The sequence below is a fragment of the Pedobacter sp. Hv1 genome, assembly GCF_001412215.1.
Classification (GTDB): Bacteria; Bacteroidota; Bacteroidia; order Sphingobacteriales; family Sphingobacteriaceae; genus Pedobacter.
This window is the reverse complement of record NZ_LLWP01000005.1, coordinates 432,148-455,250: the sequence shown is the minus strand read 5'-3', so window position 1 is coordinate 455,250 and position 23,103 is coordinate 432,148. Positions and strand designations below refer to the sequence as shown.

Below are 23,103 nucleotides of genomic sequence, written 5' to 3'. Positions count from 1 at the left end.
AAAAATCTGCGAGTAAATGGATTGTAGCCACGTTTTTGAGTTTAAGTTTAAGAGGTTAATTGTTGTTTTTACGCTTTTTTCGGCGTTTTTGTTGGTTTCGCTTGGTGTAAAAGCACAAGTTGATAGCACACATAAAGCGAGCGAAACGCATGCCGAAACAACTGAAAAGAAAAAGTTTGAGATCGGCAAATTTGCTTTGCATCACATTGCTGATTCGCATAGCTGGCATGTAATTGGCGAGACCTATATTGGTTTGCCTGTTATTTTGTATGCTGAAGGTAAATTGGTAACCTTTAACAGTAGCGATTTTAAGCATGATGATGATGCTAAAGTTGTTGTAGAGAAAGGCGGAAAGCGTTTTGTAAAAATGCATGAAAAAATCTATTTAGCTTCTGCTGTTGCCAATGAGCACGGACAGTTTGTTGATTTAGATGAGAAACACCATGCAAAGAACGAACGTCCGTTAGATTTTTCGTTAACTAAAAATACATGTACCTTATTGATATCGGTAGTTTTATTGCTAGTTGTATTTATCAGCGTGGCCAATAGCTACAAAAAACGTCAAGGTAAATCTCCAAAAGGTTTACAGTCGTGGTTAGAGCCAATTATTTTATTTGTTCGTGATGATATTGCTAAACCAAATTTAGGCCATAAACACGAGCGTTTCATGCCTTATTTGTTAACTGTTTTCTTTTTCATCTGGTTTAACAACATGTTGGGTTTGGTTCCTTTCTTACCTGGTGGAGCTAACTTAACAGGAAATATTGCGGTAACGATGGTATTGGCAATCATTACATTCGGTATCACCGTATTTAATGGTAACAAACATTACTGGAAACACATTTTCTGGATGCCAGGTGTACCAGTGCCAATGAAGATCTTTTTAATGCCATTAGAGTTAATTGGTATTTTCACTAAGCCAATTGCATTAATGATTCGTTTGTTTGCAAACATCACCGCAGGTCACATCTTAGTGCTTTCGTTAATCTGTTTAATATTTGTATTCAACAGTATTTGGGTTTCTGCAGCCTCTATTCCTTTTGCCATATTTATTGGCGGAATTGAATTGATGGTAGCATTTATCCAAGCATTTATATTTACCATTTTATCTGCCTTGTTTATTGGTATGGCAGTAGAAGAACACCATTAATAATAATATTTTTTAAAACAATTAATATATAAAATCATGATTACAGGAAGTATTGCTGCAGTAGGTGCAGGATTAGCTGCGATTGGCGCTGGTCTAGGTATCGGACGTATTGGTGGTTCTGCTATGGACGGTATTGCTCGTCAGCCAGAAGCTGCCTCAAAAATTCAAACTGCGATGTTGATCGCTGCTGCCTTCGTTGAGGCTGTTGCGTTATTCGCGGTTGTTGTTGCATTAATGTAATAACCAAAATAAGTGCCTTGCAAAAGATTGTTTTGCAGGGTACTTATTAATGAAATGAACACAAAAAAATTATAATATATACAGAGATGGATTTATTAATACCTGAAGTTGGTTTAGTTGTATTTCAAACAATAGCATTTTTATTATTGATGTTTCTTTTAGGCAAGTTTGCCTGGAAACCAGTATTAGCTGCGATCAAAGAACGTGAACAATCTATTGATGATGCTTTAAACAAAGCAGAATTGGCCAAACAAGAAATGGCTCGTTTAACTTCACAAAATGAAGAGTTAATGAAACAAGCCCGTGCTGATCGTGACGAAATTTTGAAAGAAGCGAAAATGCTGAAAGACAATATCGTTAATGAGGCTAAAACTTCAGCACATACTGAAGGCGCTAAATTGATTGAAAAAGCTCGTATTGAGATCGAAAATCAGAAAAAAGCTGCTTTAGCAGAATTAAAAGGCCAAGTATCTGCCTTGTCATTAGATATTGCTGAGCGTGTTTTACGTAGCCAGTTAGATGATAAAGCAAAACAACAGGATTTGGTAAACAACCTGTTAAAAGATGTTGAATTAAATTAAGTTATAAGTATTACGTTTTAAGTTTTAAGTTTTAGTTCTTGATTAATCAGCAACTTATAACTTATAACTTACAACTTAGAACTCAAATATATGTCAAGTAAAGCAGCAGCCAGATACGCAAAATCATTAATCGACCTTTCTACAGAGCAGAACGCTTTGGAGGATATGAGAAATGACATGGTGTTATTTGAGGAAGTTGTAGATAACAACAGCGAATTAGAAGCAATATTGAAAAACCCAATTGTGCCTTTAGATAAGAAACTAGGGATTTTGAATGATGTTTTTGGAAGCAAGATTCATAAAATTACCCAAAGCTTTTTGAAACTGGTAGTGAACAAGGGCAGAGCTGGAATTTTATTTGAAACGTCAAAACAATTTATCAACCAGTACCAAGCTATTAAAGGTATTGTAACTGCTGAGGTAACTTCTGCAATTGCATTAACTGAGGCAAGCAAAGCAGAAATTGTAGCGCTAGTTAAAAAAGAATTAGGTGCTAAAGAAGTGATTGTTAAAGAAAAAGTTGACGAAAAACTAATTGGTGGTTTTGTATTAAAGGTTGGTGATAAACAATTTGATGCAAGTATTGCAAGTGGTTTAAGTAAACTTAAAAAAGAATTTGCACAAGGCATAGCTTAATATCGTCCCGATGCGAAATCGGGAATAAAAATAAAAAGAGTACAAGATTTACATTTTCAAAAAGAAATCAAAAATAAAATTATGGTAGAGGTAAGACCAGACGAAGTTTCGGCAATTATCAGACAACAATTGTCAGGCTTTAAATCAGAAGCTGAACTGGAAGAAGTTGGTACCGTTTTACAAGTGGGTGATGGTATTGCTCGTGTTTACGGCTTAACTAAAGTTCAAAGTGGCGAGTTAGTTGAGTTTGCTAACGGCTTGCAAGGTATCGTATTAAACCTTGAAGAAGATAACGTAGGTGTGGTATTGTTAGGCCCATCAGACGAGATCAAAGAAGGTGATACAATTAAACGTACTAAAAAAATTGCCTCTATTAAAGTTGGTGAAGGTATGTTAGGTCGTGTTGTAAACACACTTGGCGAGCCTATCGATGGTAAAGGACCAATCTTAGGACAGACTTACGAAATGCCATTGGAGCGTAAAGCACCAGGGGTAATCTACCGTCAGCCAGTTACTGAGCCTTTACAAACAGGTATCAAAGCTATCGATGGTATGATTCCAATTGGTCGTGGTCAACGTGAGTTGGTTATTGGCGATCGTCAGATTGGTAAAACTGCCGTTTGTATCGATACCATTATCAATCAAAAAGAATTTTACGAAGCAGGAAATCCTGTATTCTGTATCTACGTTGCTTGTGGTCAAAAAGCAAGTACTGTAGCTAACGTTGTACGTACTTTAGAAGAAAACGGTGCAATGGCTTATACAGTTGTTGTTGCCGCATCTGCTGCTGAACCTGCTCCATTGCAGTTTTATGCTCCATTTGCTGGTGCTGCAATTGGTGAGTTTTTCCGCGATACTGGTCGCCCAGCATTAATTGTTTATGATGATTTGTCTAAACAAGCTGTAGCTTACCGTGAGGTATCGTTGTTATTACGTCGTCCACCAGGTCGTGAGGCTTATCCAGGTGACGTGTTTTATCTACACAGTCGTTTATTAGAGCGTGCTGCAAAAATCAACTCTAACGATGAGATTGCAAAAGCAATGAACGATCTACCTGAATCATTAAAAGGTATTGTTAAAGGTGGTGGTTCGTTAACGGCTTTGCCAATTATCGAAACACAAGCTGGAGACGTTTCTGCATATATTCCAACCAACGTAATTTCAATTACTGATGGTCAGATCTTCCTAGAGTCGAACTTGTTCAACTCTGGTATCCGTCCGGCAATTAACGTAGGTATCTCGGTATCACGTGTAGGTGGTAATGCGCAGATCAAATCAATGAAAAAAGTAGCAGGTACTTTAAAATTAGATCAAGCTCAATACCGTGAGTTAGAGGCTTTCTCTAAATTCGGTTCTGATTTAGATGCAGCTACAAAATCTGTATTAGATAAAGGTGCACGTAACGTGGAGATCTTGAAACAAGGTCAGTTCTCTCCAATGACTGTTGAGAAACAAGTAGCGATCATTTATATCGGTACTAAGAACTTAATGCGTTCGGTTCCTGTAAATAAAGTGAAAGAATTTGAAGCAGAATATCTACAATCGTTAGAATTACGTCACCCAGATACTTTAAAAGCTTTAAAAGCTGGTAAGTTAGATGATGAGATTACTGGTGTTTTAGAAACAGTTGCAAAAGAGATTTCAAGTAAATATTAGAGTAGTTATGGGTTACGAGTTATGTGTTATAGGTTTAAAGCCTGCAACGCAGAACCTGTAACCCGCAACCCAATAAAGAATGGCTAATTTAAAAGAAGTAAGAATTCGTATATCATCGGTACAATCTACCCAGCAGATTACCAAAGCCATGAAAATGGTTTCGGCTGCGAAGTTGAAACGTGCTACCAATGCTATTGTACAGTTACGTCCGTATGCTACCAAGTTGAAAGAGATTTTAGGAAATCTTTCTGCAAGCTTAGAAGGCGCTTCATCTCCTTTTATTCAGGAGCGTGAACCTAATAAAGTATTGGTGGTAGTGGTGTCATCAAACCGTGGTTTGGCTGGTGCCTTTAACATGAACGTGATTAAAACTGCGAATAACCTCATTGCCGAAAAATATAGTGAACAACTTAAAAAAGGTAATGTAAGCATTGTAGCCATTGGTAAAAAAGCGCAAGATTTTTACGAAAAACGTAATTATAATGTGATTGGTAACAACAATGAAGTGTATTCGGCTTTAACTTTCGAAAACGTAACTACCATTACTGATGCGATTATGGCTGGCTTTGAAAAAGGTGAGTTTGATAAAGTTGAGTTAGTTTACAACCGCTTTAAAAATGCTGCAGTACAGATCTTAACTACCGAACAATTATTGCCTTTGCCTAAAGCAGAAGCAGTAGTTGATGTAAAAGCATCGAACGTAGATTATATTTTAGAGCCAAACCAAGAAGAAATTGTAACCCAATTGATTCCAAAATCAATTAAAATTCAGTTGTACAAGGCGGTATTAGATTCGCATGCATCTGAACATGGTGCTCGTATGACTTCAATGGATAAAGCAACAGAAAATGCTGGAGATTTATTAAAAGCATTAAAATTAGCATACAATCAAGCTCGTCAAGCTGCAATTACCACAGAGTTGACAGAGATTGTAAGTGGTGCTGCTGCATTGAACGGATAATTTTATTGTTCATTAGTTCAGTTGTTCATTGAGCTGATTCAAAAAAATAGAAAAACCCTTATCGTAATTGATAGGGGTTTTTTGTTGAGATCGATTTTCTGAATCCATAATTATTATGATTATTTTGGATTGTAATCCATAACGATTATGTTTTTGTTGGATTGAACAATAAACTTTTAGCAGTAGAGTTTAAATGGAATAAGAAAAATAAAGATTCCTATTACCTTTACACAAGCCTATCCTGATGCAGAAACATTCCTGCTCTCAAAGTCAGGGAGAAGTACCTTTTTGAATGATTAATATCTAACCCCTATAAAATTGAAATAATGAGAAAATACTTGTTTTTTTGGCTATTGGGCCTTGTACCTGCTTTATCTTTTGCGCAGGCGTTAACACCAACAAGAGATTATACCAATGCTGTTTTATGGCAGCAATATAGTGGTGAGTATAGAGCGCTGTCTTTTCAGGCCTATAACTTTGCCCGTTTGTCATTAAAAGAAGCCCTTTGGGAACAAGCCAACGGAAAACCTAATTGTGTGATTGTAGATGCCGATGAAACCATTTTGGATAATTCTGCCTTTCAAGGGCATGAAGTGAAGGCAGGCGTGAGCTTTGTGCCTGCAGATTGGACACAATGGACAGCCTTGGCACAAGCAGACACCGTTCCAGGAGCATTGGCCTTTTTAAAATTTGCAGCCAGTAAAAATGTAGAAACTTTTTATGTAACCAATAGAGAAGCTGCAGACCATGACGGTACTTTAAAGAACCTGCAAAAATTTGGTTTCCCAAATGCAGACGAAGCACACCTATTGCTTAAAACAACAACATCTGATAAGGAAGCTCGTAGACAAAAGATTTTGGAAAAGTACAATGTGTTGTTACTGTGCGGAGATAACCTTAGCGATTTCTCTAATGTTTTTTACAGAGAAGGGAAAGATACAAAGGAGCAAGTTAACTTAGCCCAAAACCTATTCGGAACGAAGTTTATTGTGTTGCCAAACCCAATGTATGGCGATTGGGAGAAGCTTTTGTATAAAGGCGATAAGCTAAATGAAGCAGATAAAGGAAAACAAAGATTTGATAAACTGAAAAGTTATTAATTTGTTGTAGTATTTAGCTAATAAATATTATTTTTGCAGCATACAATTTAAAAGAAAAAATCATGGGTCAAACAGAAGAAAGAGAACAGAGCATGGAAACTGCTAATCAGCCGTCTATTTATATGTTAATCTTAGTTGGTGTTGTAGTAAGTATGGTTGGTGTTTTTGCACGTTTCGCTTTCGATTCAACTACACTTTCAATCGTATCATGGGTAATCTTATTAATTGGCTCAATTATCTGTTGCAAAGCAGTTTTCAAAATCTTGAACGCAAAATAATTTAAAACATTTTATAGATAAATCCACATTGGTTATGAATCGATGTGGATTTTTTATTTTGTAGCATTTCTGTTACTGTTTGAAAATCGAAGGTTACTTACAAGGGTTATTTGCATTAAGCAATAAAACCTAATCCAATAACCTATGAAAAAATATGTAGTTTGTATAGTCCTAGCCCTCGTGGTTTTTGGCTGTAGTCAGGAAAAAAAGGAATACGCTGCTACCAGCGAGGCCATCATGGCCGATAGTACTGCTAAAGAAGATCTCCCTACAAAAATTATTAAAACTGCCGACATGCGGTTTAGGGTTAAAGATGTTCAACGAACCAAAGAACAGTTAAGCGCAACCATTAAAGCACAGGGTGGAACAGTTGTTGAATTTTCTATCCAAAGTTCAGTTCAGGAAAGTGATAAAGTAAAATACAGTGTCGACTCTTTGAAAGAGATTACTTCTTATCAGAAAGAAGGATTGCTGATTGCTAAAATCCCTTCCGAAAAACTAGATGACTTTACCAATACGGTTGCCCGAATGGCTGTGTTTGTAGATCACCAGGCAATGAAAATGGACGATCAGAGTATTGCTTATCTAGCCAATCAATTAAAAGCTCAGAATAGGGTAGACGCTGTTAAACAGATCAACAAGGTATCGACCAAAAAAAGCGCAAATGTAGAAAGCTCTTTATACATCAAAGACGATTATGTAGATAAGAAAATTGAAAACCTAAACATTGATGACAAGGTTAAATTTAGCACCATTACACTTAATTTTTATCAAGACCGTACGGTAAATACCTTTGTGGTTGGCAATGATAACTTATACGATTACCGCCCAGGATTTTTCCAACGTTTGGGTTTAAACATTGTTGATGGATGGACAATATTTAAAGAATTGATCTTAGCTATTTCCAAAATGTGGATGTTGGTTGTTTTGGCTGTTGTACTATTCTTTGGAATCAAGTATTACATTCGTAATAAAAAATAATTCAAATCGCCATTTCAACCTAGCATGGAATGGCGATTTATTTTACCCGCTTTTTATTGTCTTTTACAAAAGCATCCCATCCAGAATAGGATTTACCAGTACCTACTGTATTTATTCTTTGAAAAGAGTGGCAAACAGCTACTGCCAAACCATCAGTTGCATCTAAAAACTCTGGTGTTTCTTTAAAGTTTAATAGTCTTTGCAACATGGCTGCCACTTGTTCTTTACTAGCCGTTCCTTTACCAGTAATAGATTGTTTAATTTTTCGCGGAGCATATTCAGTTACCGAAATGTTTCTAGACAAAGCTGCAGCCATGGCTATACCTTGCGCCCTGCCCAATTTTAGCATTACCTGAATGTTTTTTCCGTAAAAAGGAGCTTCAATAGCTAAAACATCTGGTTGATATTCGTCTATTAAAGCAATTGTTTTCTCGAAAATACGCTGTAGCTTAAGAAAGTGATCATCTAAGTGGTCCATACGTACAATACCCATATTAACCAGCTCAATTTTACTGCCTTTTTCCAATATAACGCCGTACCCCATAATGGCCGTACCTGGGTCGATACCCATAATAACCCGTTCCTTTTTTTCAACCAACATTAACACAATATTAAGCATATTTGCAGATACTGAAACTAAAAATAGAGCGATTAATTTTTTAGTTTCTTTAAAAGAAAACAATTGTTAGTTTTACGTTCCGTACTTAACCATGTAAGGTAAGTAAAACCAAGTGGTTAAAGCGTCAATAATGAATAACAACAGCCCTTCAAAAAAAATATGGAATAGATTTAAGCGCAATAAGCTTGCGTTTGGTGGTCTTGTATTTATTCTGTTGTTAATGTTAGTGGGTATTTTAGGTTATCTAATTATTCCAGATCAAACTCCTTTTGCCAATACCATGCATCTGCAATTGAGCAATAAAAAACCTGGAAGATCATTCGAGTTCCTGATCATTAGTAGAAATGATAACATTAAACAAGTTAACTTTTTCGAAAAAATGCTCAATGGGCAAGAGGTAAACTTTAAAAGTGTTCCAATAACTTCTTACCGCAAGCAAGATGGTAAAGTATATGCCAGAGAATATATCGGAGACGATGAGCAAGCCGAAGAGGAAGTTTACCCATTGGTTTCTGGCGAGAATAGATACACACAAACCTTTTATTTAGGAACCGATATCTATGGTCGCGACCTTTTGAGTAGACTGGTGTTGGGTATTCGGGTCTCGCTCTCAGTGGGCTTAATGGCTGTGTTGATCTCTCTTTTTATTGGCGTTAGCTTAGGTGCTGTAGCAGGCTATTTTGGTGGTAAAACCGATGCAGGAATCAGTTGGTTCATGAATGTGATCTGGTCATTACCCTCGCTGCTTTTGGTCATTGCCATTTCTTTTGCATTAGGTAAGGGCTTTTGGCAGATTTTTATTGCAGTAGGTCTTTCTACATGGGTTGATGTAGCCCGTTTGGTTCGTGGACAAGTAATGGCCTTAAAAGAAGTAGAATTTGTAGAAGCATCAAAAGCATTGGGTTTTTCTACCAGTAGAACAATAGCCAAACATATTTTGCCCAATATTGCTGGCCCCATATTAGTGGTGGCCTCAGCCAATTTTGCCTCAGCTATCTTATTAGAAACTGGCCTGAGCTTTTTAGGTTTTGGTGCCCAACCCCCAATGCCAAGCTGGGGTAGCATGATCAAAGAACATTATGGCTACATTATTATGGATGCAGCTTATCTAGCTGTTTTACCAGGTTTGGCCATTATGCTTACGGTATATGCCTTTAACCTATTAGCCATTGGCCTACGCGATGCCTTTGATGTTAAAGGTCAAAATGTAAGTGTTTAATTAAACAAAAACCCCCGTTCCTTACGGATACGAGGGCCACTTTAGAGTTAAGCGATTGGCTAGGTACGAACTAGCAATATTTTATTGGTTCCCTTTGTAAAGTGGGTTAACGTGTTCAGCCTGTGAAGACTGGTACAAGGGATTGTTTTTCTGTTCTGTTGTAGGGGCAGTTAGCGTAAATTTATAGTTTCCTGCCTCCGTAATATTTAAATTAACCTCTCCATTTGTATTGGTTATCATTTGCATCATGCCACCACCAGGATTTTTTCCACCTTTTACAACAATGCCTCCTATCGGACTGCCAGCTACCCTAGATTGTGCATCACCTGTATTTGTAGGTAACGCAATTATCAACTGATAATTACCCGGAGCTGCATTATTTATTTCAATTTCTCCATTGGCATTGGTTAATAGGTTAAGGTTCCCACCAGGATTTTTTCCTCCTTTAACTACAATACCACCTATTGGCTCACCAGCAACAAACTCAACCATACCTGTTTTTGCATTGATTTTACCTTTAATGGCTTTCATAATGCATGGAAAATGCGATTGCGCATAATTTCCTTTGCAGTAATCGCAATAATGACCTTCGGCACCTTCAACTCTTAAGCTTTGGCTAGTTTCACTCACTGCTACTTTTGTTGGTGTTGCAGTTCTGTTAGCTTGGGCTAGACTTGTAAACGAAATACCTAATGCAAACGCTACAGTAATTATGATATTTTTCATGACCTTTAGTTTTGAATAATGATTAAATATGCTTGTTTGCTTATATATCAATAAAGGTTTAAAAATGTTACCCCTCTTTTTTTAATTTTTTTATATCAACAGTAGTAAATAATTGTTGGGTGGAGTTTCAATAGGTTAAACATCCAGTTGATAGGAATAACTTGCGCTAATGAGTAAGGGGAGATCCAAATTCATCCATTGTTACAATGGCAAGCTTGTACACATATTTTAGATCACATACTCAACCATGCCAAGAAGCTCACTCATATATCATATGCGAAAGCTTCTTAGGTTTGTTTAATACATATTTAAATTTTTACTATTCACCACGTGTTAGGGAACTAATTCTGATGCATTTATCTTATAATTTATGCATAATTGATTTACAAAATGCGATCTGTTCTTTTAAAGCATTAAAAAAATCTTTAATTCTTTTTGACTGGATTTTTAAAAATTTAATCATGAGTTGTTTGTTAATTAGAATTGGGTCTTATCGGTAGGATGTAGGGCCAATAGCAAAATTGCTTGCCTCAAAATTGCGCAGAATGCTGAGTTTGGACAAGGTGTGCAGAACTAAATTAAACCGTAGAATTAGCGAGAGTTTTTACCGTTGTTTAACGGATATCGAAATGAGGCTATACCTGCTGCATTTTTCTGCAAACTTGGGTTTCTTTGTAAAAAGGAAGAAGTATATTTATCTAAACTAATCAAACAAACAATCAAAATTATGGAAAAGAAGTCTCTAATTGTAATTATTGGGCTACTTGTAATCGCCTTTGGTGTGTATGCCTATCTTTACCCACCTACATCAAACAACGGAACAGCAGCAGGTCAATCAACGCTAGCCAGTTCTAAATTTGCAGATTTAAAAGACAGCGAACCACTAAACCCTAGTAAGTTAAGTACTAGTCTGGTAAGCGAAATGATTGCCAACTACAGACAAACACAGTTGAAGTCTATTGGCAATGCAGTTTCAAATGATGCAAGTTCTATTTTATTTGACCTAGATACCCTGAAAAAATTCATCAATGATATTGAAAGAGGGGTAAAACAAAATCAACCTAATGTAGAAAATAAACTAGGGATTAGGATTTATTATGCCGCCTACCCACTTAAATCGAAATGGAGCCAGACAGGCTATAAACACCTTAAAGGCTTGCTAGGCGATCAAATTACCCAGCTTTACGAAAGAAAACATACCTTAATTATGTTGCCTGCAATTAAAAACAGTAAGGGCATTTATGCAGATTTTAATCCGATAGATCTTAAAACCTATAGTGGTTTTAAAAAGAAATTGAATAATATACAAGGTTTGATGAGACAAGCATCAGATACTACTGAAATTCTTGCCCTCAACCATGGCCAATTGATCCCGCCAGCAAGTAATGAAGGAGAAGGATTCTAGTTTGTGATGATAGAAAATTTTCAAAAACTACTAGGCGAAACATTACTATGGCTGCAATTATTTGCAGCCATAGTGTCTTTAATTTATTTGCCCAGACTAAAAAATACCTACTGGAAGTGGTTTGTAGCCTATATCTGTCTCATTTTTTTAATTGAGGCCTTTAGCAAATGGGGCTTGCAAAACCATGCTTCATCTAGAGTGTACTGGTACGATTTTTTTGGTATTCCGGTACAGTTTTTATTTTTTTATTGGCTGTATGCTGTTAAATCGCTAAAGAACAAACAGCTCTTTTGGGTATGCACTATTGTTTATATCCTTTCTTTTTTGCCTTATTTTGGGCTTTTCGAAAAGGTAAGCATCGTGTATTCTTTAAGTTATACCGTAGGTAATGTACTGTTAATGTTGCTGGTGTTTTTAGAACTCTTTAAACAGATCAAGTCTGAAAATATCCTGCTGTTTAAAGAAAATTTCATGTTCTATATCAATATCGGGATCATGATTTTTTACATTGGTACGCTGCCCTTCTTTTCGTTTTATGGCCTGATTCTTAAAAATCCTAGTTTTTGGAACAATTATTATATTTTTTTTATGGTGGCTAACCATATCATGTACCTATTATTTACTGCAGCTTTTATATGGGGGAAACCGAATACACATTAATCATTATTGTATTTAATGTTTTTTTGTTGGCATTTATAGTGGCAACTGTAGCCTTTGTGGTTCAGTACAAGCATAAAAAGAAAGAGAACTTGGCCAACTTGCAAAAACAACAAATTTTGCATCAGCAAGAGCTATTGTCTGCTCAAATTGAAGTGCAAACACAAACTATGCAGCATATCGGACGTGAGATACACGATAACGTAGGGCAGAAACTTACCCTAGCCAGCTTATATGCACAACAACTAGCCTTTGAAAACAAGGCCCCAAACATTAACGATAAAATCGAAAGCATTAGCGAGATTATCAACCAATCGTTAACAGAGTTGAGGTACCTTTCTAAATCGTTAACCGATAACCATATAGAGGCCAATGATATTGTACTCCTTTTAAAACAAGAGTTTGCAAAAGTTGCTGAGCTTAAAAAATACCAGATCGACCTAAATGTGGAGATCAAAGATTTAACATTGCCTTATGAGGCAAAAACTGTAATATTGAGAATAACACAAGAGTTTTTGCAGAACAGTATCAAACATGCAGGCAGCAATAAAATAACAGCCAACATTATTAAATTAGATCAGAAACTGCAAATTATGCTGAGCGATGATGGGAAGGGTTTTGATGTAGAAAGCAGTATAGGCAAAGGTTTTGGATTAATGAACATGAAAAAAAGGATTGAACTAATTGGTGGAAGTTATACCATGCAAAGCGAGCTTGGAAAAGGCACCACCTTAACAATCGAGATTTTACTATAAACATGAAAAATAGCATTGTAATTGTAGACGACCATATTTTAATTGCGAAAGCTTTGGGGAGTATTTTGGCAAATTTTGAGCAGTTTGAAGTGCTTTACGAATGTGAGAACGGAGCAGAGCTGCAAGAAAAATGTAACCATAAAAACAATATCCCCAATATTGTACTGTTAGACATCAGCATGCCTATAATGGATGGTTTTGCAACGGCCAAATGGTTGAAAGAAACACACCCAGATGTATTGATTATGGCTTTGAGCATGCAAGATGACGAGCAGAGCTTAATTAAAATGATCAAATGTGGGGCAAAAGGCTATTTATTAAAAAATGTACACCCTACAGAATTAGAAAAGGCACTCAATAACCTGGTTAAAAATGGGCACTATTATCCCGAGTGGGCAGCAAGCAAGGTATTTGCCAGTTTAATTAATGAAACCACTAATAAGCCACAACCAGAGCATTTAACCGAGCGTGAGAAGACCTTTTTGCAATATGCCATTACAGAAATGAGCTATAAAGAAATTGCCGATAAGATGTGTTGTAGCCCCAGAACAGTAGAGAGCTATAGAGATAACCTGTTCGAAAAACTGGGTTTAAGAACCCGTGTGGGCTTAGCTGTTTATGCCATGAAAAATGGTTTCGACCAGTAATTTGTAGTTCAACAGATAGAAAGTGTAGATTTGTACCATGTTGTTAAATAGCTATCAGATAGAATTAATAGAAGCAGGTTGCGATGAGGCGGGGAGAGGCTGTTTAGCTGGACCTGTATATGCCGCTGCCGTAATCTTACCCAAAGACTTTTATGTAGAAGGCTTAAACGATTCTAAGAAACTAACCCATCAGCAACGCGAAAAATTAAGACCTATTATTGAAAAAGAAGCCATTGCCTGGGCGGTTGGCATTGTAGACCACGAAGAGATTGATCAGATCAATATCTTAAATGCCTCTTTTTTGGCCATGCACAGAGCTATCGAAAAGCTGGAGGTACAACCCCAATACCTGGTAATTGATGGCAATCGGTTTAAGGCCTACCCTCAAATTCCGCATAGCTGTATTGTAAAAGGCGATGGTAAATACCTCAACATTGCCGCAGCATCCATATTGGCCAAAACACATCGAGATGAGCTGATGGATCAATTAGATCTAGCTCATCCACATTACAATTGGAAAAAGAACAAAGGCTATCCAACAATAGCGCACCGCACCGCAATTATAGCAAATGGCTTTTCGCCATTCCATCGTAAAACTTTTACCGTAAGCGATCCCCAACTAAGACTTTCTTTTGAAGAAGAAGGATAATTCGTAATTTCAGGGCATGAAAGCCCTCATTCTAACCAACCGTGTTCCATTTCCACCTAATAGTGGATATCCAATTGTGGTATACAATACCATAAAGGGACTGCTTAAATTGGGGGTAGAGGTTACTTTGTTCAGTATCAATACCTCTAAACATTGGGTAGATGTGGATGATATCTATGATCCTATTTTTGAACAAATCAATTTCTATTCTTATAATATCGATACCGAAGTAAACATTTGGGGCGCTTTTTTTAATATTTTCTCTAACCAATCTTATAACGTTTCTCGTTTTTACGATGACGAGGCTGCCAAGTTGTTAGAAAATGTTTTACGAGAACAAGAATTTGACATTATCCAATTTGAAGGCCTATTTGTTGTGCCTTATCTGGATGTGGTAAAAGAACACAGCAAGGCGAAGTTAATTTACAGGGCACACAATATAGAATTTGATGTATGGGAACGCTTGGCTGCCGGTGAGCAGTTTAGGCCAAGAAGAAAGTACCTGGAATTTTTATCCAGAAGGTTAAAGGTGTATGAAACAGAGCAGATCAACCGCTTTCATCAGGTGTTTGCCATTAGTAACCCAGATCGGCAGAACATTTTAAAAATGGGCTGTCAGACCAGGCTAGATGTTTTTCCGGTGGCGATAGATTTTGAGAAATACCATGTAGATGAGAAGAAGACCAGCTTCCCTACGTTGTTTCATTTAGGGGCTATGGATTGGCGACCAAATAAAGAAGGGTTAGAATGGTTTTTGGATGAGGTTTGGCCAGATATTGAGACTTTAAGTAGCGAGTTGCGTTTTTACATTGCAGGTAAAAACATGCAGAAACAATTTTTTGATTACGATTCTGATAACCTGATTGTGGAGGGAGAGATATTTGATGCCGTTGAATTTATGAACTCTAAAGCCATTATGATTGTGCCTTTGCTTTCTGGTAGTGGTATGCGGGTAAAGATTATTGAAGGCATGGCCATGCAAAAATGTATCATTGCAACAACTATGGCTGCAGAAGGGATCAGCTGTAAACATGGAAAAGACATTATGATTGCAGATACGCCCGATGAATTTTACCGTGCCATTTTGCAATGCATTACCCAACCCAATAAATGGCGTGAAATTGGGCATCATGCCCGCAAAACGGTAGAGCGTGATCATGAAATTAATGCCAATGCCAAACGGATGTTAGACATCTACGAGCTTTTAACTGCTAGCTAAGACCTAGTCTCCTAAAAACCAAGAGATGTGTGTGCAATCTGAGCATACAAAACAGATGGCCGAACGATTGGCCCAATCTACATTAAAAAATGTAGCTACTGCAGTATTGAGTTGTGCACTACGTTGCCAAAAGTAAGTGTTAGCGCAGATAGGGCAGGTTAAATTTTTACCTTTTATTTCTATTGTTTCTGGTGTTTGCTGATTGAAAGGTGCCATGGTTTACTGATATATTTTGGTAAGTATAACCATTTTTATTGATGATGACACCCTCGTTCAAACCCTTTGTATTTGGTTCGTCTCCTCACGAAGTATCTTATTTCCCTTTGGCTAAATAAGCATCTAAACTATAAGGATAAGAAGATATGGTATACAATAACAAACAGGCGGTAGCACTGGTCCATACACTGTAATCAAATGGGGCTTTAATTCCAATACTAAATGTCATGCTGAGGGCAAAGGCCAACAATAATGCAGCAGAGGCTAAGGCCGTTAACTTTAATTTGTACCCAATAATCAAGAGTAATGCAAATAACACCTCTAAAAAAGTAGCTGCGAAAGCCAATAATTCGCCTATTTGTGGCGATGCAAAAGCATTGAGCTTGTTGGCATAACTTACAAAATTTTGCCAATTGCCCCAACTTACCGATGGGCTGCCCGGTGCACCCCAAAAACCTAAACGATCTGCTACGGCAGAAAGAAAAGAGAAGGCAATGGCCAACCTAAAAAATAACTGGGCTAGTTTTACTGTTTTAATCTGCATAACGATGAAATTAATAAGAAGCATAAATGTCTTAAACAAAAAGCGTTAAAAACTTAAACTGGTTTAAGAAATTTTAATATCATGGTTTGTATCAAACATTATGGTCCCAGTCCATAAGAATCAAGGTAGATAACAAGAGTTATAATTGAAATATAGAAAAGTATATTTATAGGGGTAGAAAGTATAGTTTAAGTAAGTGGAAGTTTACCAGCAGAAATGATAAGTATACAAACAGATGTTTGGTTCGTGGTGGAGATACATCAAGAAGAGTGGTTTTTGATTATTTGTTCAATAATTTAGTTGACAATATTAATAAAGGTTTTATCTTCCAGCAGCCTGACACAGCTTCCATTGACCCTGCTCTAGTTTTACAACATACAAATTGGAACCTCCAAGAAAATTTGAGTAATTGTAAAAAGATTTTATTGATCCATTCGGCCCTATAATATTACCACAAATTCTAATAACAACTAATGTGCTGTTACCGCCTACAGTATAAAACTTTAAATTAGAAAAATCATATTTCTTTGCCTCACTTAGAATTAAATTACTACTATTTGGACTGCCATATAGTTGTTGGGCAATTGAAAGAAGTGAATTAATTTGATTAGCGGACTCGCAAGAAAGCTTCTCCATTTCAGTTTTATTCCCTTTTCCAAGGGCATTATACCAATTTCTAATAACAGCTTCTTGAGATGTTAAATAAAGACTAGGCTCTGCACCCCGTATTGACTGTGCAACTTTATATAGAATTTCGTTATTTTCAGTACTAATTTTAGGAGCCGCTGCCATTGCAACTACATATAGATTTCCATTTTCACTTTTTGTTCCTATGAGCTTGGTTACAAAACCAGAATTGTATTGAGTGCACTCGTAATAAGTCTTCCCAGCATATAATGTTGTTGTTATGTTTGGTTGGACACCATCTGAAATTTGGGTTACAAATTTATTGAAGAGTGCTAAAGAGAAAGTTGCACTCAATGATTTAGTATCCTCCATAATTGATACAGGTTCGAAAAGTCTAATTACAACTTGCCCACTTCTGGCTTCAAATTCTTGTCCTTTTGGCTGTAAGTAATAGTTTTCGTTATAGGCTTGCTTAACATTATCATTTTTGCCAACCTCCCAAGTTGAAGGGTAATCAAAGGTTATAGTGCCAAATTTAGGCTTGTAGTTTAAATAAGTTACTGAAGAATAATATTGAGATGAAGAAGGATTGCCTAATTTATTTAAATCCGCTCTTATAAAAGAAATTGCGTATTCTTTATTGTTTCTCCATATTGTTATATAACAAGTCGTTCCAATAGCACCACTTAATTTATTTGAAACTGCTTCGAGTGATAAATTTTGAGCGCTAACAAAATCAATTTTCGTTATAAAATCATTTGCTTGAATATTGCATCGTTCTGCTGGGCTGCCTTTGATAACTTCAGTTATAATGGGGAACTTACTTGATTCTTGAATTTTAAATGTAATACCTAAACCACCAGTTTGGCTTTTGCAATCGTTTAAATAGGATAAGCAAATAACTAAAGTGAGTAAAATAATTTTTTTCATTTTATTCGTTTCTAAAAAAATGTCGCTACACTTCCATATATAAATCTAAACAACTTTATTTCATTTTGAAATTATTTGTAACAGATTATAGACAGATAATCTTTGCCTAGTATCAACCAAACCAGAGATGTTTTTAAATCAAATTTCAGGAGTAACGGGAATTATATTTGGGATAATAACTGGATCTACAATAGTATTCTTGTTTAAGCTAGATTTCAATTTGAGCCAGTTATCAATAATTTTAGTATAATTATCCTGTGTCAAAATTTCTGTCGAATTAAAATCACTAAAATTAATTACTCCATTAAGTCCAAAAAATTGGATATGGTATGTGATCTTAGCTTTGCCCAACTGGGCTGCCATTGTAAGGTTCTTTAATGTAAACTCGTCCAAGTCAATTTTAAGGTCTTTTACTGTTATATATAAAGTCATCCCAATCATCGCTCGGGTAGAACGGGCGTTTGGACAATGGAAGTCCTTGAAAATCCAAAAATTATTCTGAAACAATCTATCTCTTTTTTTAAGAGAGCCACCAATATCAAAAAGCCTTAAATTCAGATTTTTTGTTTTAGTTACATCAAACATGCGGTCATCGTACTGATTTAATTTTCCCAGTACTAATGGTTTTGTATCTTCTGGTCTATTGCAATCAAAAGAACCTGTTGCCCTTGCCGTTTCAACAGCAGCTTTTAGTACACTATCTAATCTTTCTTTCGCAATCATATTATAGCCAAATTTTGATAAATCTATAGCTTTAAAATTATTGACAATGGCTATTGCCTTTTCCATTTTAACAACATTTTTTTCTGGATATTTCTGTTGTCTTTCTTGATCTTTTTGAGCAAATACGGTTGAACAAAAAAATAATGCTAATGCTAGAAGTGTTAGTTTAGTTTTCATAGAGGTATGTTTATTAATGAATTTTAGAATGCTATATCGGGTAGAAATTATGTAAAGGCCTATTTTTAAATATGATTTCGCTTTGATTATTTATGTTAAAGAAATAGATTGTTTTAGAAAAAAGATAGGGTGTTTTCGCCCTTTTTCATGGGTAGATGAATAGCCGATTATATGCAGATAGTTAGCACATTTTTTTCTCATTCCGTTTTTAGTACGGTAGGGCTAATGGTAGCACAATATGGGTTGAGTGCTTGCAATATGTAACAGTAAGCACAAAAGTTGGCGAGTTGGTAATTAAGGTAGTGCAAGAATAGATTATAGAAAAACCTGTTGGCTATGAGATACCAACAGGTTTTTAATCAAGTATTTGTATTGACATATAGAGTGGTGGCTACACCAACCAATGGATGTGGCTACTACACATTAGCATAAGCCGAATTCTTAAGCTTATTGGCCTTTAAATAAATGAATGTTCTTTTGGCATCGATAATAATGTTGAAACGTTTTAAAATATCGCCACCCATAATGCTCATTTTCTGGCGGCCTAATGCCCCTTCAAAAAAACCTACAGATACATTGCTAAGTTTTTGACTACCTATTGTAAATGCAGGTAAAATGGCTTTTTTGGTTTTTAATACATTGCCAAATGAATCTTTAAGCTGTTTTTCGGCAGTGATGGTTAATTGCTCGCCAATTTTATGGTCGGCCACAAATTGATCGTCGAATAAAATGGCACCTGCATAACCAGAATGGATCAGGTATTTGTTTTTAAGGCTATTGTTGCCTAAGGTAGCATTGGCTTCTACAAACATCATTTCGTTTTCAAATGTAAGTTTAAGTTTTTCGTATGTCTTAGCCTTAGCAGGTAGACCGTTAGAAACGATCAGCACTTTTTTATCGAAGTCGATTTCGATCACCTTATTTTCGAAAAGCTCGAGGCCAAACTTGCCATCCGTTTGTTGTCCAGAGTTTTTGTTTTCCCAGATCGGAACATGCTCCCATTTTAAACCTCCAATTTGTACCGTATTGCTTTCGCTATAGCGAGAAGTATTATCGCTACCGCCCCAACTTTTTACACTGTCTGTTCTGCCAAATTTTAAACTTTTAATGTGCTTTAATGCATCTTCTGTTAAGGTAAGGGCACTAGCTGCGGTATGGAACATTAAGTTAACCGTATCCTTTTTGTTTAAAATAGCCTGTATAGCAATGTTATTGTAATCGGTTAACTGAAAAGGAATGGTATAGGTTTTTTGTTGTGCGCTTGCGGTTAGCGATAAGCTTACTAATATAAAAAGGACGTACGAGCTCAGTTTTTGCATGGAGTTTTAGGCTTGGTGCTGTTAATGGTTAATATTAAAATAATAATAGGCAAAAGATACATACATCAACGCAGATCTGCTGTAATATTTATAAATTTTGTATACGTATTAAAATCTTTACTTTGTTTGCGTTTAAAAAACTTTTAAACCAAAAACATTGGGCTATTCTTAGTATTTTTGCCAACCAAATATTTAAAAAATATCATGAAGAATACTGCATTAACAGAGAAACATATATCATTAGGTGCTAAAATGGTGCCATTTGCCGGTTACAATATGCCTGTACAATACGAAGGGATCAACGCAGAACACGCAACGGTTAGAAATACGGTTGGTGTTTTTGATGTGAGCCATATGGGCGAATTTATTTTAAAGGGCGAAAATGCCTTAGATCTTATTCAAAGAGTAACCAGTAACGATGCCAGCAAACTACACGATGGTAAAGTGCAATATTCTTGCTTACCAAATAAAGACGGTGGTATTGTTGATGATTTGTTGGTTTATCGCATAGACGAAAAAACCTATATGTTGGTAGTTAATGCAAGTAATATTGATAAAGATTGGAACTGGATCCAACAGTTCAATACCAATAATGTAGAGATGCATAACATCTCAGACCAAACTTCGCTATTGGCCATTCAAGGTCCAAAAGCGGCAGATGCTTTACAGAGTTTAACTACTATAGATCTGGCATCTATGGAATATTACACTTTTAAGAAAGGTGTTTTTGCAGGTGTAGAGAATGTTGTTGTTTCTGCAACTGGTTATACCGGTGCAGGTGGTTTTGAAATCTATTTTGAGAACCAATATGCCGATCAGATTTGGGATGCCATTTTTAGTGCAGGTGCCGAATATGGGATTAAACCAATAGGTTTAGGTGCCCGCGATACCTTGCGTTTAGAAATGGGCTTCTGTTTATATGGCAATGATATTGACGATGCTACATCGCCAATTGAAGCTGGTTTAGGCTGGATTACCAAGTTTACCAAATCGTTTACCAACTCAGAAGCTTTATTGGCTCAAAAAGAAGTAGGCGTGCAGCGCAAACTGATCGGTTTCGAAATGATCGATCGTGGTATCCCTCGTCATGATTACCCAATTGTTGATGCAGAAGGTAATGTAGTGGGTAAGGTAACTTCGGGTACCCAATCTCCATCTTTACAAAAAGCAATTGGCATGGGCTATGTAAATAAAGAACTGGCCAAAGAAGGTACAGAACTCTTTATCGATATCAGAAACAACAAGATTAAAGCTAAAGTAGTTAAGTTTCCATTTTATAAATAGGGTTACAGGTTGCATGTTATAAGTTGAAGGGTCAGGTACACATCACCTATAACTTATAACGTGTAGCTCATAGCACATTACCCGTAACTGATAACCCACAACCTGCAACCCCTACATGTCAAGAACCATTGAAGTTTGCCTAACGCCTGCCTTATTAAATTTATACGATATTGAACAAAGTATTGTTGTTGTAATTGATATTTTAAGGGCAACCTCGTCTATTACTTATGGTATTGAAAATGGAGCAGCGGCTATTATTCCGGTAGCTAATGTAGAAGATTGCTTAAACTATAGTGATCGAGGTTATTTGTTGGCAGCAGAACGTAATGGCGAAGTGGTAGCAGGTTATGATTTTGGCAACTCGCCCTTCTCTTATACCAAAGAAAAGGTAGCGGGTAAAACAATTGTACTCACCACCACCAATGGCACCAAAGCCATGCACATGGCACAAGAAAGGGCACACCAAGTTGTAGTGGGTTCTTTTTTAAATTTAACAGCTTTGTGTAACTGGTTAAAAGTACAGGATAAGGATGTGCTTTTGCTTTGTGCGGGCTGGAAAGATAAGTTTAACTTAGAAGATACCTTATTTGCAGGTGCTGTAGTAAATACCTTGCGTAAGGATTTTAAACATTTTGATGACTCTTGTGTAGCTGCCGAAGATATGTATCTATTGGCCAAAGACGATCTAAGAACTTATCTACGCAAATCTTCACATAGCCACAGGTTAGAGCAGTTAAACATTGAAGAAGATGTTCAGTTTTGTTTAAAACTAGATCTGTGTACGGCTATTCCAGTATTAGAAAATGAACGTCTGGTGGCTCTAAGTCAGTAGAAGAATAACCTCTTTTATTCTAATGTATCCTGTTGCTTATCGTGTCATCCCGAGCTTGTCGAAGGGTTTTGTATAGAAGATGCGATTTAAACTCGATAAATTGGTTTAAGATAATTGTATTCTATTGGATTAACCCTTTAACAATTCCTGAAAGCTTTCACTTTGCTTAATCGATTTTAAGGTTTCCTCGTAAGCCAACCAATAAATGGTTTCGGCTTTTTTCATATCAAAAGTGCTGATCTCTCCCATTCCCTTTGGCTCAATAAGAATGTCGCAGAATTTAATCTTCCGCTCCATATCGTGGTTGATAGACATGATGCCCGCACGCTGCATCAGGTGGGCAATCTTGGTAATTTTATGTACCGGTTTCAAGTGGTTGCAAGACGAGCCAATAATGTAGTCGCAGTTGTTAAGTAAGGGTTCTACCGGAAAATTATTTAAAATACCACCATCTACAAACATATGGTCGTTGATCATTATGGGTTTGAAAATACCAGGAATACAACTCGAAGCCAATATGGATCTGATCAATGGGCCTTTGGTAAAATAAGCCACATCGCCCTCGCTAAAGTTAGTGGCACAAATGGTTAAAGGAATGTTTAGGGCCTCAAATTGGTCGTGTGGGAAATATTCTTTTAAGATATTCTTCACGTTTTCGATGTTGATCAACCCTAAAGACCCCAATGCTGGCCTAATGAAACGCAACAACTTGGTTTTGTAAAAGATTTTTAAGGCTTCTTCTGGATCAATACCTGCAGCATAAAAGGCTCCGGCAATAGAGCCAGCGCTTGTGCCACTAATATGGCTAAACTCAACGCCAGCATTTTTAAAGGCTTTTAAAACGCCCAAATGTGCAATCCCTCTAATGCCACCACCAGATAATACAATTCCTATTTTCTTTTTTGCTGTTGAATTTGATGGAGTAGTCATTGTTTGATGGTTAAATTATGGTATGGTTGAATTGCCAACTGA

General features: G+C 36.5%; 26 protein-coding genes. 18 read left to right on the top strand and 8 right to left on the bottom strand.

What is annotated here, in order from left to right; all coding sequences use genetic code 11:
• The first annotated feature begins 16 nt into the window (after nucleotides 1–16).
• The 9 genes from atpB (at nucleotide 17) to AQF98_RS13550 (ending at nucleotide 7,583) form a co-directional block, all read left to right on the top strand.
• Nucleotides 17–1,150 (top strand): F0F1 ATP synthase subunit A, encoded by a 1,134-nt coding sequence (gene atpB / locus AQF98_RS13590; RefSeq protein ID WP_055132489.1) that lies wholly within the window; start codon nucleotides 17–19, stop codon nucleotides 1,148–1,150.
• 39 nt (nucleotides 1,151–1,189) lie between these two features.
• Complete coding sequence (gene atpE / locus AQF98_RS13585; RefSeq protein WP_055132568.1) at nucleotides 1,190–1,390, top strand: ATP synthase F0 subunit C; 201 nt, start codon at nucleotides 1,190–1,192, stop codon at nucleotides 1,388–1,390.
• Between the two features lie 86 nt (nucleotides 1,391–1,476).
• Entirely contained in the window at nucleotides 1,477–1,971 is a 495-nt protein-coding gene (atpF, locus tag AQF98_RS13580) for a F0F1 ATP synthase subunit B (protein ID WP_055132488.1), read from the top strand.
• 90 nt (nucleotides 1,972–2,061) lie between these two features.
• The gene (atpH, locus tag AQF98_RS13575; protein WP_055132487.1) at nucleotides 2,062–2,607 is read left to right on the top strand and encodes an ATP synthase F1 subunit delta; all 546 of its coding nucleotides are present in this window, start codon (nucleotides 2,062–2,064) and stop codon (nucleotides 2,605–2,607) included.
• 81 nt (nucleotides 2,608–2,688) lie between these two features.
• Nucleotides 2,689–4,263, top strand: coding sequence for a F0F1 ATP synthase subunit alpha (gene atpA, locus AQF98_RS13570; RefSeq protein ID WP_055132486.1), 1,575 nt, complete (start codon nucleotides 2,689–2,691; stop codon nucleotides 4,261–4,263).
• A 79-nt stretch (nucleotides 4,264–4,342) separates the two neighbouring features.
• A complete protein-coding gene (gene atpG, locus AQF98_RS13565; RefSeq protein ID WP_055132485.1) occupies nucleotides 4,343–5,224 on the top strand; it encodes an ATP synthase F1 subunit gamma in 882 nt (293 codons plus the stop codon).
• A 326-nt stretch (nucleotides 5,225–5,550) separates the two neighbouring features.
• Nucleotides 5,551–6,324, top strand: a complete 774-nt coding sequence (locus AQF98_RS13560) for a 5'-nucleotidase, lipoprotein e(P4) family (protein WP_055132484.1) — start codon at nucleotides 5,551–5,553, stop codon at nucleotides 6,322–6,324.
• Nucleotides 6,325–6,386: 62 nt separating this feature from the next.
• A complete protein-coding gene (locus tag AQF98_RS13555; protein WP_055132483.1) occupies nucleotides 6,387–6,602 on the top strand; it encodes a hypothetical protein in 216 nt (71 codons plus the stop codon).
• 144 nt (nucleotides 6,603–6,746) lie between these two features.
• Nucleotides 6,747–7,583, top strand: a complete 837-nt coding sequence (locus AQF98_RS13550) for a DUF4349 domain-containing protein (RefSeq protein WP_055132482.1) — start codon at nucleotides 6,747–6,749, stop codon at nucleotides 7,581–7,583.
• Between the two features lie 37 nt (nucleotides 7,584–7,620).
• On the opposite strand, the gene ruvC is transcribed toward AQF98_RS13550, so the two are convergent.
• Nucleotides 7,621–8,184 carry a crossover junction endodeoxyribonuclease RuvC gene (gene ruvC / locus AQF98_RS13545; RefSeq protein ID WP_055132567.1) on the bottom strand — a complete coding sequence of 188 codons (564 nt, stop codon included), beginning with the start codon at nucleotides 8,182–8,184 and terminating at the stop codon, nucleotides 7,621–7,623.
• Between the two features lie 148 nt (nucleotides 8,185–8,332).
• On the opposite strand from ruvC, the gene AQF98_RS13540 reads away from it, so the two are divergent.
• Nucleotides 8,333–9,421 carry an ABC transporter permease gene (locus AQF98_RS13540; protein ID WP_055132481.1) on the top strand — a complete coding sequence of 363 codons (1,089 nt, stop codon included), beginning with the start codon at nucleotides 8,333–8,335 and terminating at the stop codon, nucleotides 9,419–9,421.
• Between the two features lie 81 nt (nucleotides 9,422–9,502).
• Here the strand turns inward: AQF98_RS13540 and AQF98_RS13535 are convergent, their stop codons facing one another.
• Nucleotides 9,503–10,147, bottom strand: a complete 645-nt coding sequence (locus AQF98_RS13535; protein ID WP_055132480.1) for a hypothetical protein — start codon at nucleotides 10,145–10,147, stop codon at nucleotides 9,503–9,505.
• Between the two features lie 727 nt (nucleotides 10,148–10,874).
• On the opposite strand from AQF98_RS13535, the gene AQF98_RS13530 reads away from it, so the two are divergent.
• From AQF98_RS13530 to AQF98_RS13505, 6 genes are read left to right on the top strand one after another with little or no spacing between them, the layout of a single operon-like run.
• Nucleotides 10,875–11,552 carry a hypothetical protein gene (locus AQF98_RS13530; protein WP_055132479.1) on the top strand — a complete coding sequence of 226 codons (678 nt, stop codon included), beginning with the start codon at nucleotides 10,875–10,877 and terminating at the stop codon, nucleotides 11,550–11,552.
• A gap of 6 nt (nucleotides 11,553–11,558) precedes the next feature.
• Entirely contained in the window at nucleotides 11,559–12,212 is a 654-nt protein-coding gene (locus tag AQF98_RS13525) for a hypothetical protein (RefSeq protein WP_055132478.1), read from the top strand.
• The gene (locus AQF98_RS13520) at nucleotides 12,188–12,964 is read left to right on the top strand and encodes a sensor histidine kinase (protein ID WP_055132477.1); all 777 of its coding nucleotides are present in this window, start codon (nucleotides 12,188–12,190) and stop codon (nucleotides 12,962–12,964) included. Before AQF98_RS13525 ends, AQF98_RS13520 begins: the two co-directional genes overlap by 25 nt.
• Before the next feature lie 2 nt (nucleotides 12,965–12,966).
• Nucleotides 12,967–13,611 carry a response regulator transcription factor gene (locus AQF98_RS13515; protein WP_055132476.1) on the top strand — a complete coding sequence of 215 codons (645 nt, stop codon included), beginning with the start codon at nucleotides 12,967–12,969 and terminating at the stop codon, nucleotides 13,609–13,611.
• Nucleotides 13,612–13,648: 37 nt separating this feature from the next.
• On the top strand, nucleotides 13,649–14,260 hold the full coding sequence (locus AQF98_RS13510; protein ID WP_055132475.1) for a ribonuclease HII: 612 nt from the start codon (nucleotides 13,649–13,651) through the stop codon (nucleotides 14,258–14,260).
• 16 nt (nucleotides 14,261–14,276) lie between these two features.
• Nucleotides 14,277–15,479, top strand: coding sequence for a glycosyltransferase family 4 protein (locus tag AQF98_RS13505; RefSeq protein ID WP_055132474.1), 1,203 nt, complete (start codon nucleotides 14,277–14,279; stop codon nucleotides 15,477–15,479).
• 3 nt (nucleotides 15,480–15,482) lie between these two features.
• Here the strand turns inward: AQF98_RS13505 and AQF98_RS13500 are convergent, their stop codons facing one another.
• From AQF98_RS13500 to AQF98_RS13480, 5 genes are all read right to left on the bottom strand, one after another.
• Nucleotides 15,483–15,695, bottom strand: a complete 213-nt coding sequence (locus AQF98_RS13500; RefSeq protein WP_055132473.1) for a hypothetical protein — start codon at nucleotides 15,693–15,695, stop codon at nucleotides 15,483–15,485.
• A 97-nt stretch (nucleotides 15,696–15,792) separates the two neighbouring features.
• The gene (locus tag AQF98_RS13495) at nucleotides 15,793–16,239 is read right to left on the bottom strand and encodes a DoxX family membrane protein (protein ID WP_055132472.1); all 447 of its coding nucleotides are present in this window, start codon (nucleotides 16,237–16,239) and stop codon (nucleotides 15,793–15,795) included.
• Between the two features lie 321 nt (nucleotides 16,240–16,560).
• Nucleotides 16,561–17,796, bottom strand: a complete 1,236-nt coding sequence (locus AQF98_RS13490) for a PDZ domain-containing protein (RefSeq protein ID WP_055132471.1) — start codon at nucleotides 17,794–17,796, stop codon at nucleotides 16,561–16,563.
• A gap of 138 nt (nucleotides 17,797–17,934) precedes the next feature.
• Nucleotides 17,935–18,696 (bottom strand): hypothetical protein, encoded by a 762-nt coding sequence (locus AQF98_RS13485; RefSeq protein ID WP_055132470.1) that lies wholly within the window; start codon nucleotides 18,694–18,696, stop codon nucleotides 17,935–17,937.
• A gap of 416 nt (nucleotides 18,697–19,112) precedes the next feature.
• Nucleotides 19,113–20,015: an aspartyl protease family protein gene (locus tag AQF98_RS13480; protein ID WP_055132469.1), complete on the bottom strand. Its 903-nt coding sequence runs from the start codon at nucleotides 20,013–20,015 to the stop codon at nucleotides 19,113–19,115.
• 204 nt (nucleotides 20,016–20,219) lie between these two features.
• Between AQF98_RS13480 and gcvT the strand changes: the two genes are divergently transcribed.
• Nucleotides 20,220–21,299, top strand: a complete 1,080-nt coding sequence (gcvT, locus tag AQF98_RS13475; protein ID WP_055132468.1) for a glycine cleavage system aminomethyltransferase GcvT — start codon at nucleotides 20,220–20,222, stop codon at nucleotides 21,297–21,299.
• A 115-nt stretch (nucleotides 21,300–21,414) separates the two neighbouring features.
• On the top strand, nucleotides 21,415–22,131 hold the full coding sequence (locus tag AQF98_RS13470; protein WP_055132467.1) for a 2-phosphosulfolactate phosphatase: 717 nt from the start codon (nucleotides 21,415–21,417) through the stop codon (nucleotides 22,129–22,131).
• 129 nt (nucleotides 22,132–22,260) lie between these two features.
• Here AQF98_RS13470 and AQF98_RS13465 read toward each other — a convergent pair whose 3' ends face one another.
• Nucleotides 22,261–23,061 (bottom strand): patatin-like phospholipase family protein, encoded by an 801-nt coding sequence (locus AQF98_RS13465; RefSeq protein ID WP_055132466.1) that lies wholly within the window; start codon nucleotides 23,059–23,061, stop codon nucleotides 22,261–22,263.
• Nucleotides 23,062–23,103 lie beyond the last annotated feature (42 nt).

Coding starts and splice junctions, on each gene's coding strand:
- atpB (WP_055132489.1), top strand. CDS start 17: ATGGATTGTAGCCACGTTTTTGAGTTTAAGTTTAAGAGGTTAATTGTT.
- atpF (WP_055132488.1), top strand. CDS start 1,477: ATGGATTTATTAATACCTGAAGTTGGTTTAGTTGTATTTCAAACAATA.
- atpH (WP_055132487.1), top strand. CDS start 2,062: ATGTCAAGTAAAGCAGCAGCCAGATACGCAAAATCATTAATCGACCTT.
- atpA (WP_055132486.1), top strand. CDS start 2,689: ATGGTAGAGGTAAGACCAGACGAAGTTTCGGCAATTATCAGACAACAA.
- atpG (WP_055132485.1), top strand. CDS start 4,343: ATGGCTAATTTAAAAGAAGTAAGAATTCGTATATCATCGGTACAATCT.
- AQF98_RS13560 (WP_055132484.1), top strand. CDS start 5,551: ATGAGAAAATACTTGTTTTTTTGGCTATTGGGCCTTGTACCTGCTTTA.
- AQF98_RS13555 (WP_055132483.1), top strand. CDS start 6,387: ATGGGTCAAACAGAAGAAAGAGAACAGAGCATGGAAACTGCTAATCAG.
- AQF98_RS13550 (WP_055132482.1), top strand. CDS start 6,747: ATGAAAAAATATGTAGTTTGTATAGTCCTAGCCCTCGTGGTTTTTGGC.
- ruvC (WP_055132567.1), bottom strand. CDS start 8,184: ATGTTGGTTGAAAAAAAGGAACGGGTTATTATGGGTATCGACCCAGGT.
- AQF98_RS13540 (WP_055132481.1), top strand. CDS start 8,333: ATGAATAACAACAGCCCTTCAAAAAAAATATGGAATAGATTTAAGCGC.
- AQF98_RS13535 (WP_055132480.1), bottom strand. CDS start 10,147: ATGAAAAATATCATAATTACTGTAGCGTTTGCATTAGGTATTTCGTTT.
- AQF98_RS13530 (WP_055132479.1), top strand. CDS start 10,875: ATGGAAAAGAAGTCTCTAATTGTAATTATTGGGCTACTTGTAATCGCC.
- AQF98_RS13525 (WP_055132478.1), top strand. CDS start 11,559: ATGATAGAAAATTTTCAAAAACTACTAGGCGAAACATTACTATGGCTG.
- AQF98_RS13520 (WP_055132477.1), top strand. CDS start 12,188: ATGGGGGAAACCGAATACACATTAATCATTATTGTATTTAATGTTTTT.
- AQF98_RS13515 (WP_055132476.1), top strand. CDS start 12,967: ATGAAAAATAGCATTGTAATTGTAGACGACCATATTTTAATTGCGAAA.
- AQF98_RS13510 (WP_055132475.1), top strand. CDS start 13,649: ATGTTGTTAAATAGCTATCAGATAGAATTAATAGAAGCAGGTTGCGAT.
- AQF98_RS13505 (WP_055132474.1), top strand. CDS start 14,277: ATGAAAGCCCTCATTCTAACCAACCGTGTTCCATTTCCACCTAATAGT.
- AQF98_RS13500 (WP_055132473.1), bottom strand. CDS start 15,695: ATGGCACCTTTCAATCAGCAAACACCAGAAACAATAGAAATAAAAGGT.
- AQF98_RS13495 (WP_055132472.1), bottom strand. CDS start 16,239: ATGCAGATTAAAACAGTAAAACTAGCCCAGTTATTTTTTAGGTTGGCC.
- AQF98_RS13490 (WP_055132471.1), bottom strand. CDS start 17,796: ATGAAAAAAATTATTTTACTCACTTTAGTTATTTGCTTATCCTATTTA.
- AQF98_RS13485 (WP_055132470.1), bottom strand. CDS start 18,696: ATGAAAACTAAACTAACACTTCTAGCATTAGCATTATTTTTTTGTTCA.
- AQF98_RS13480 (WP_055132469.1), bottom strand. CDS start 20,015: ATGCAAAAACTGAGCTCGTACGTCCTTTTTATATTAGTAAGCTTATCG.
- gcvT (WP_055132468.1), top strand. CDS start 20,220: ATGAAGAATACTGCATTAACAGAGAAACATATATCATTAGGTGCTAAA.
- AQF98_RS13470 (WP_055132467.1), top strand. CDS start 21,415: ATGTCAAGAACCATTGAAGTTTGCCTAACGCCTGCCTTATTAAATTTA.
- AQF98_RS13465 (WP_055132466.1), bottom strand. CDS start 23,061: ATGACTACTCCATCAAATTCAACAGCAAAAAAGAAAATAGGAATTGTA.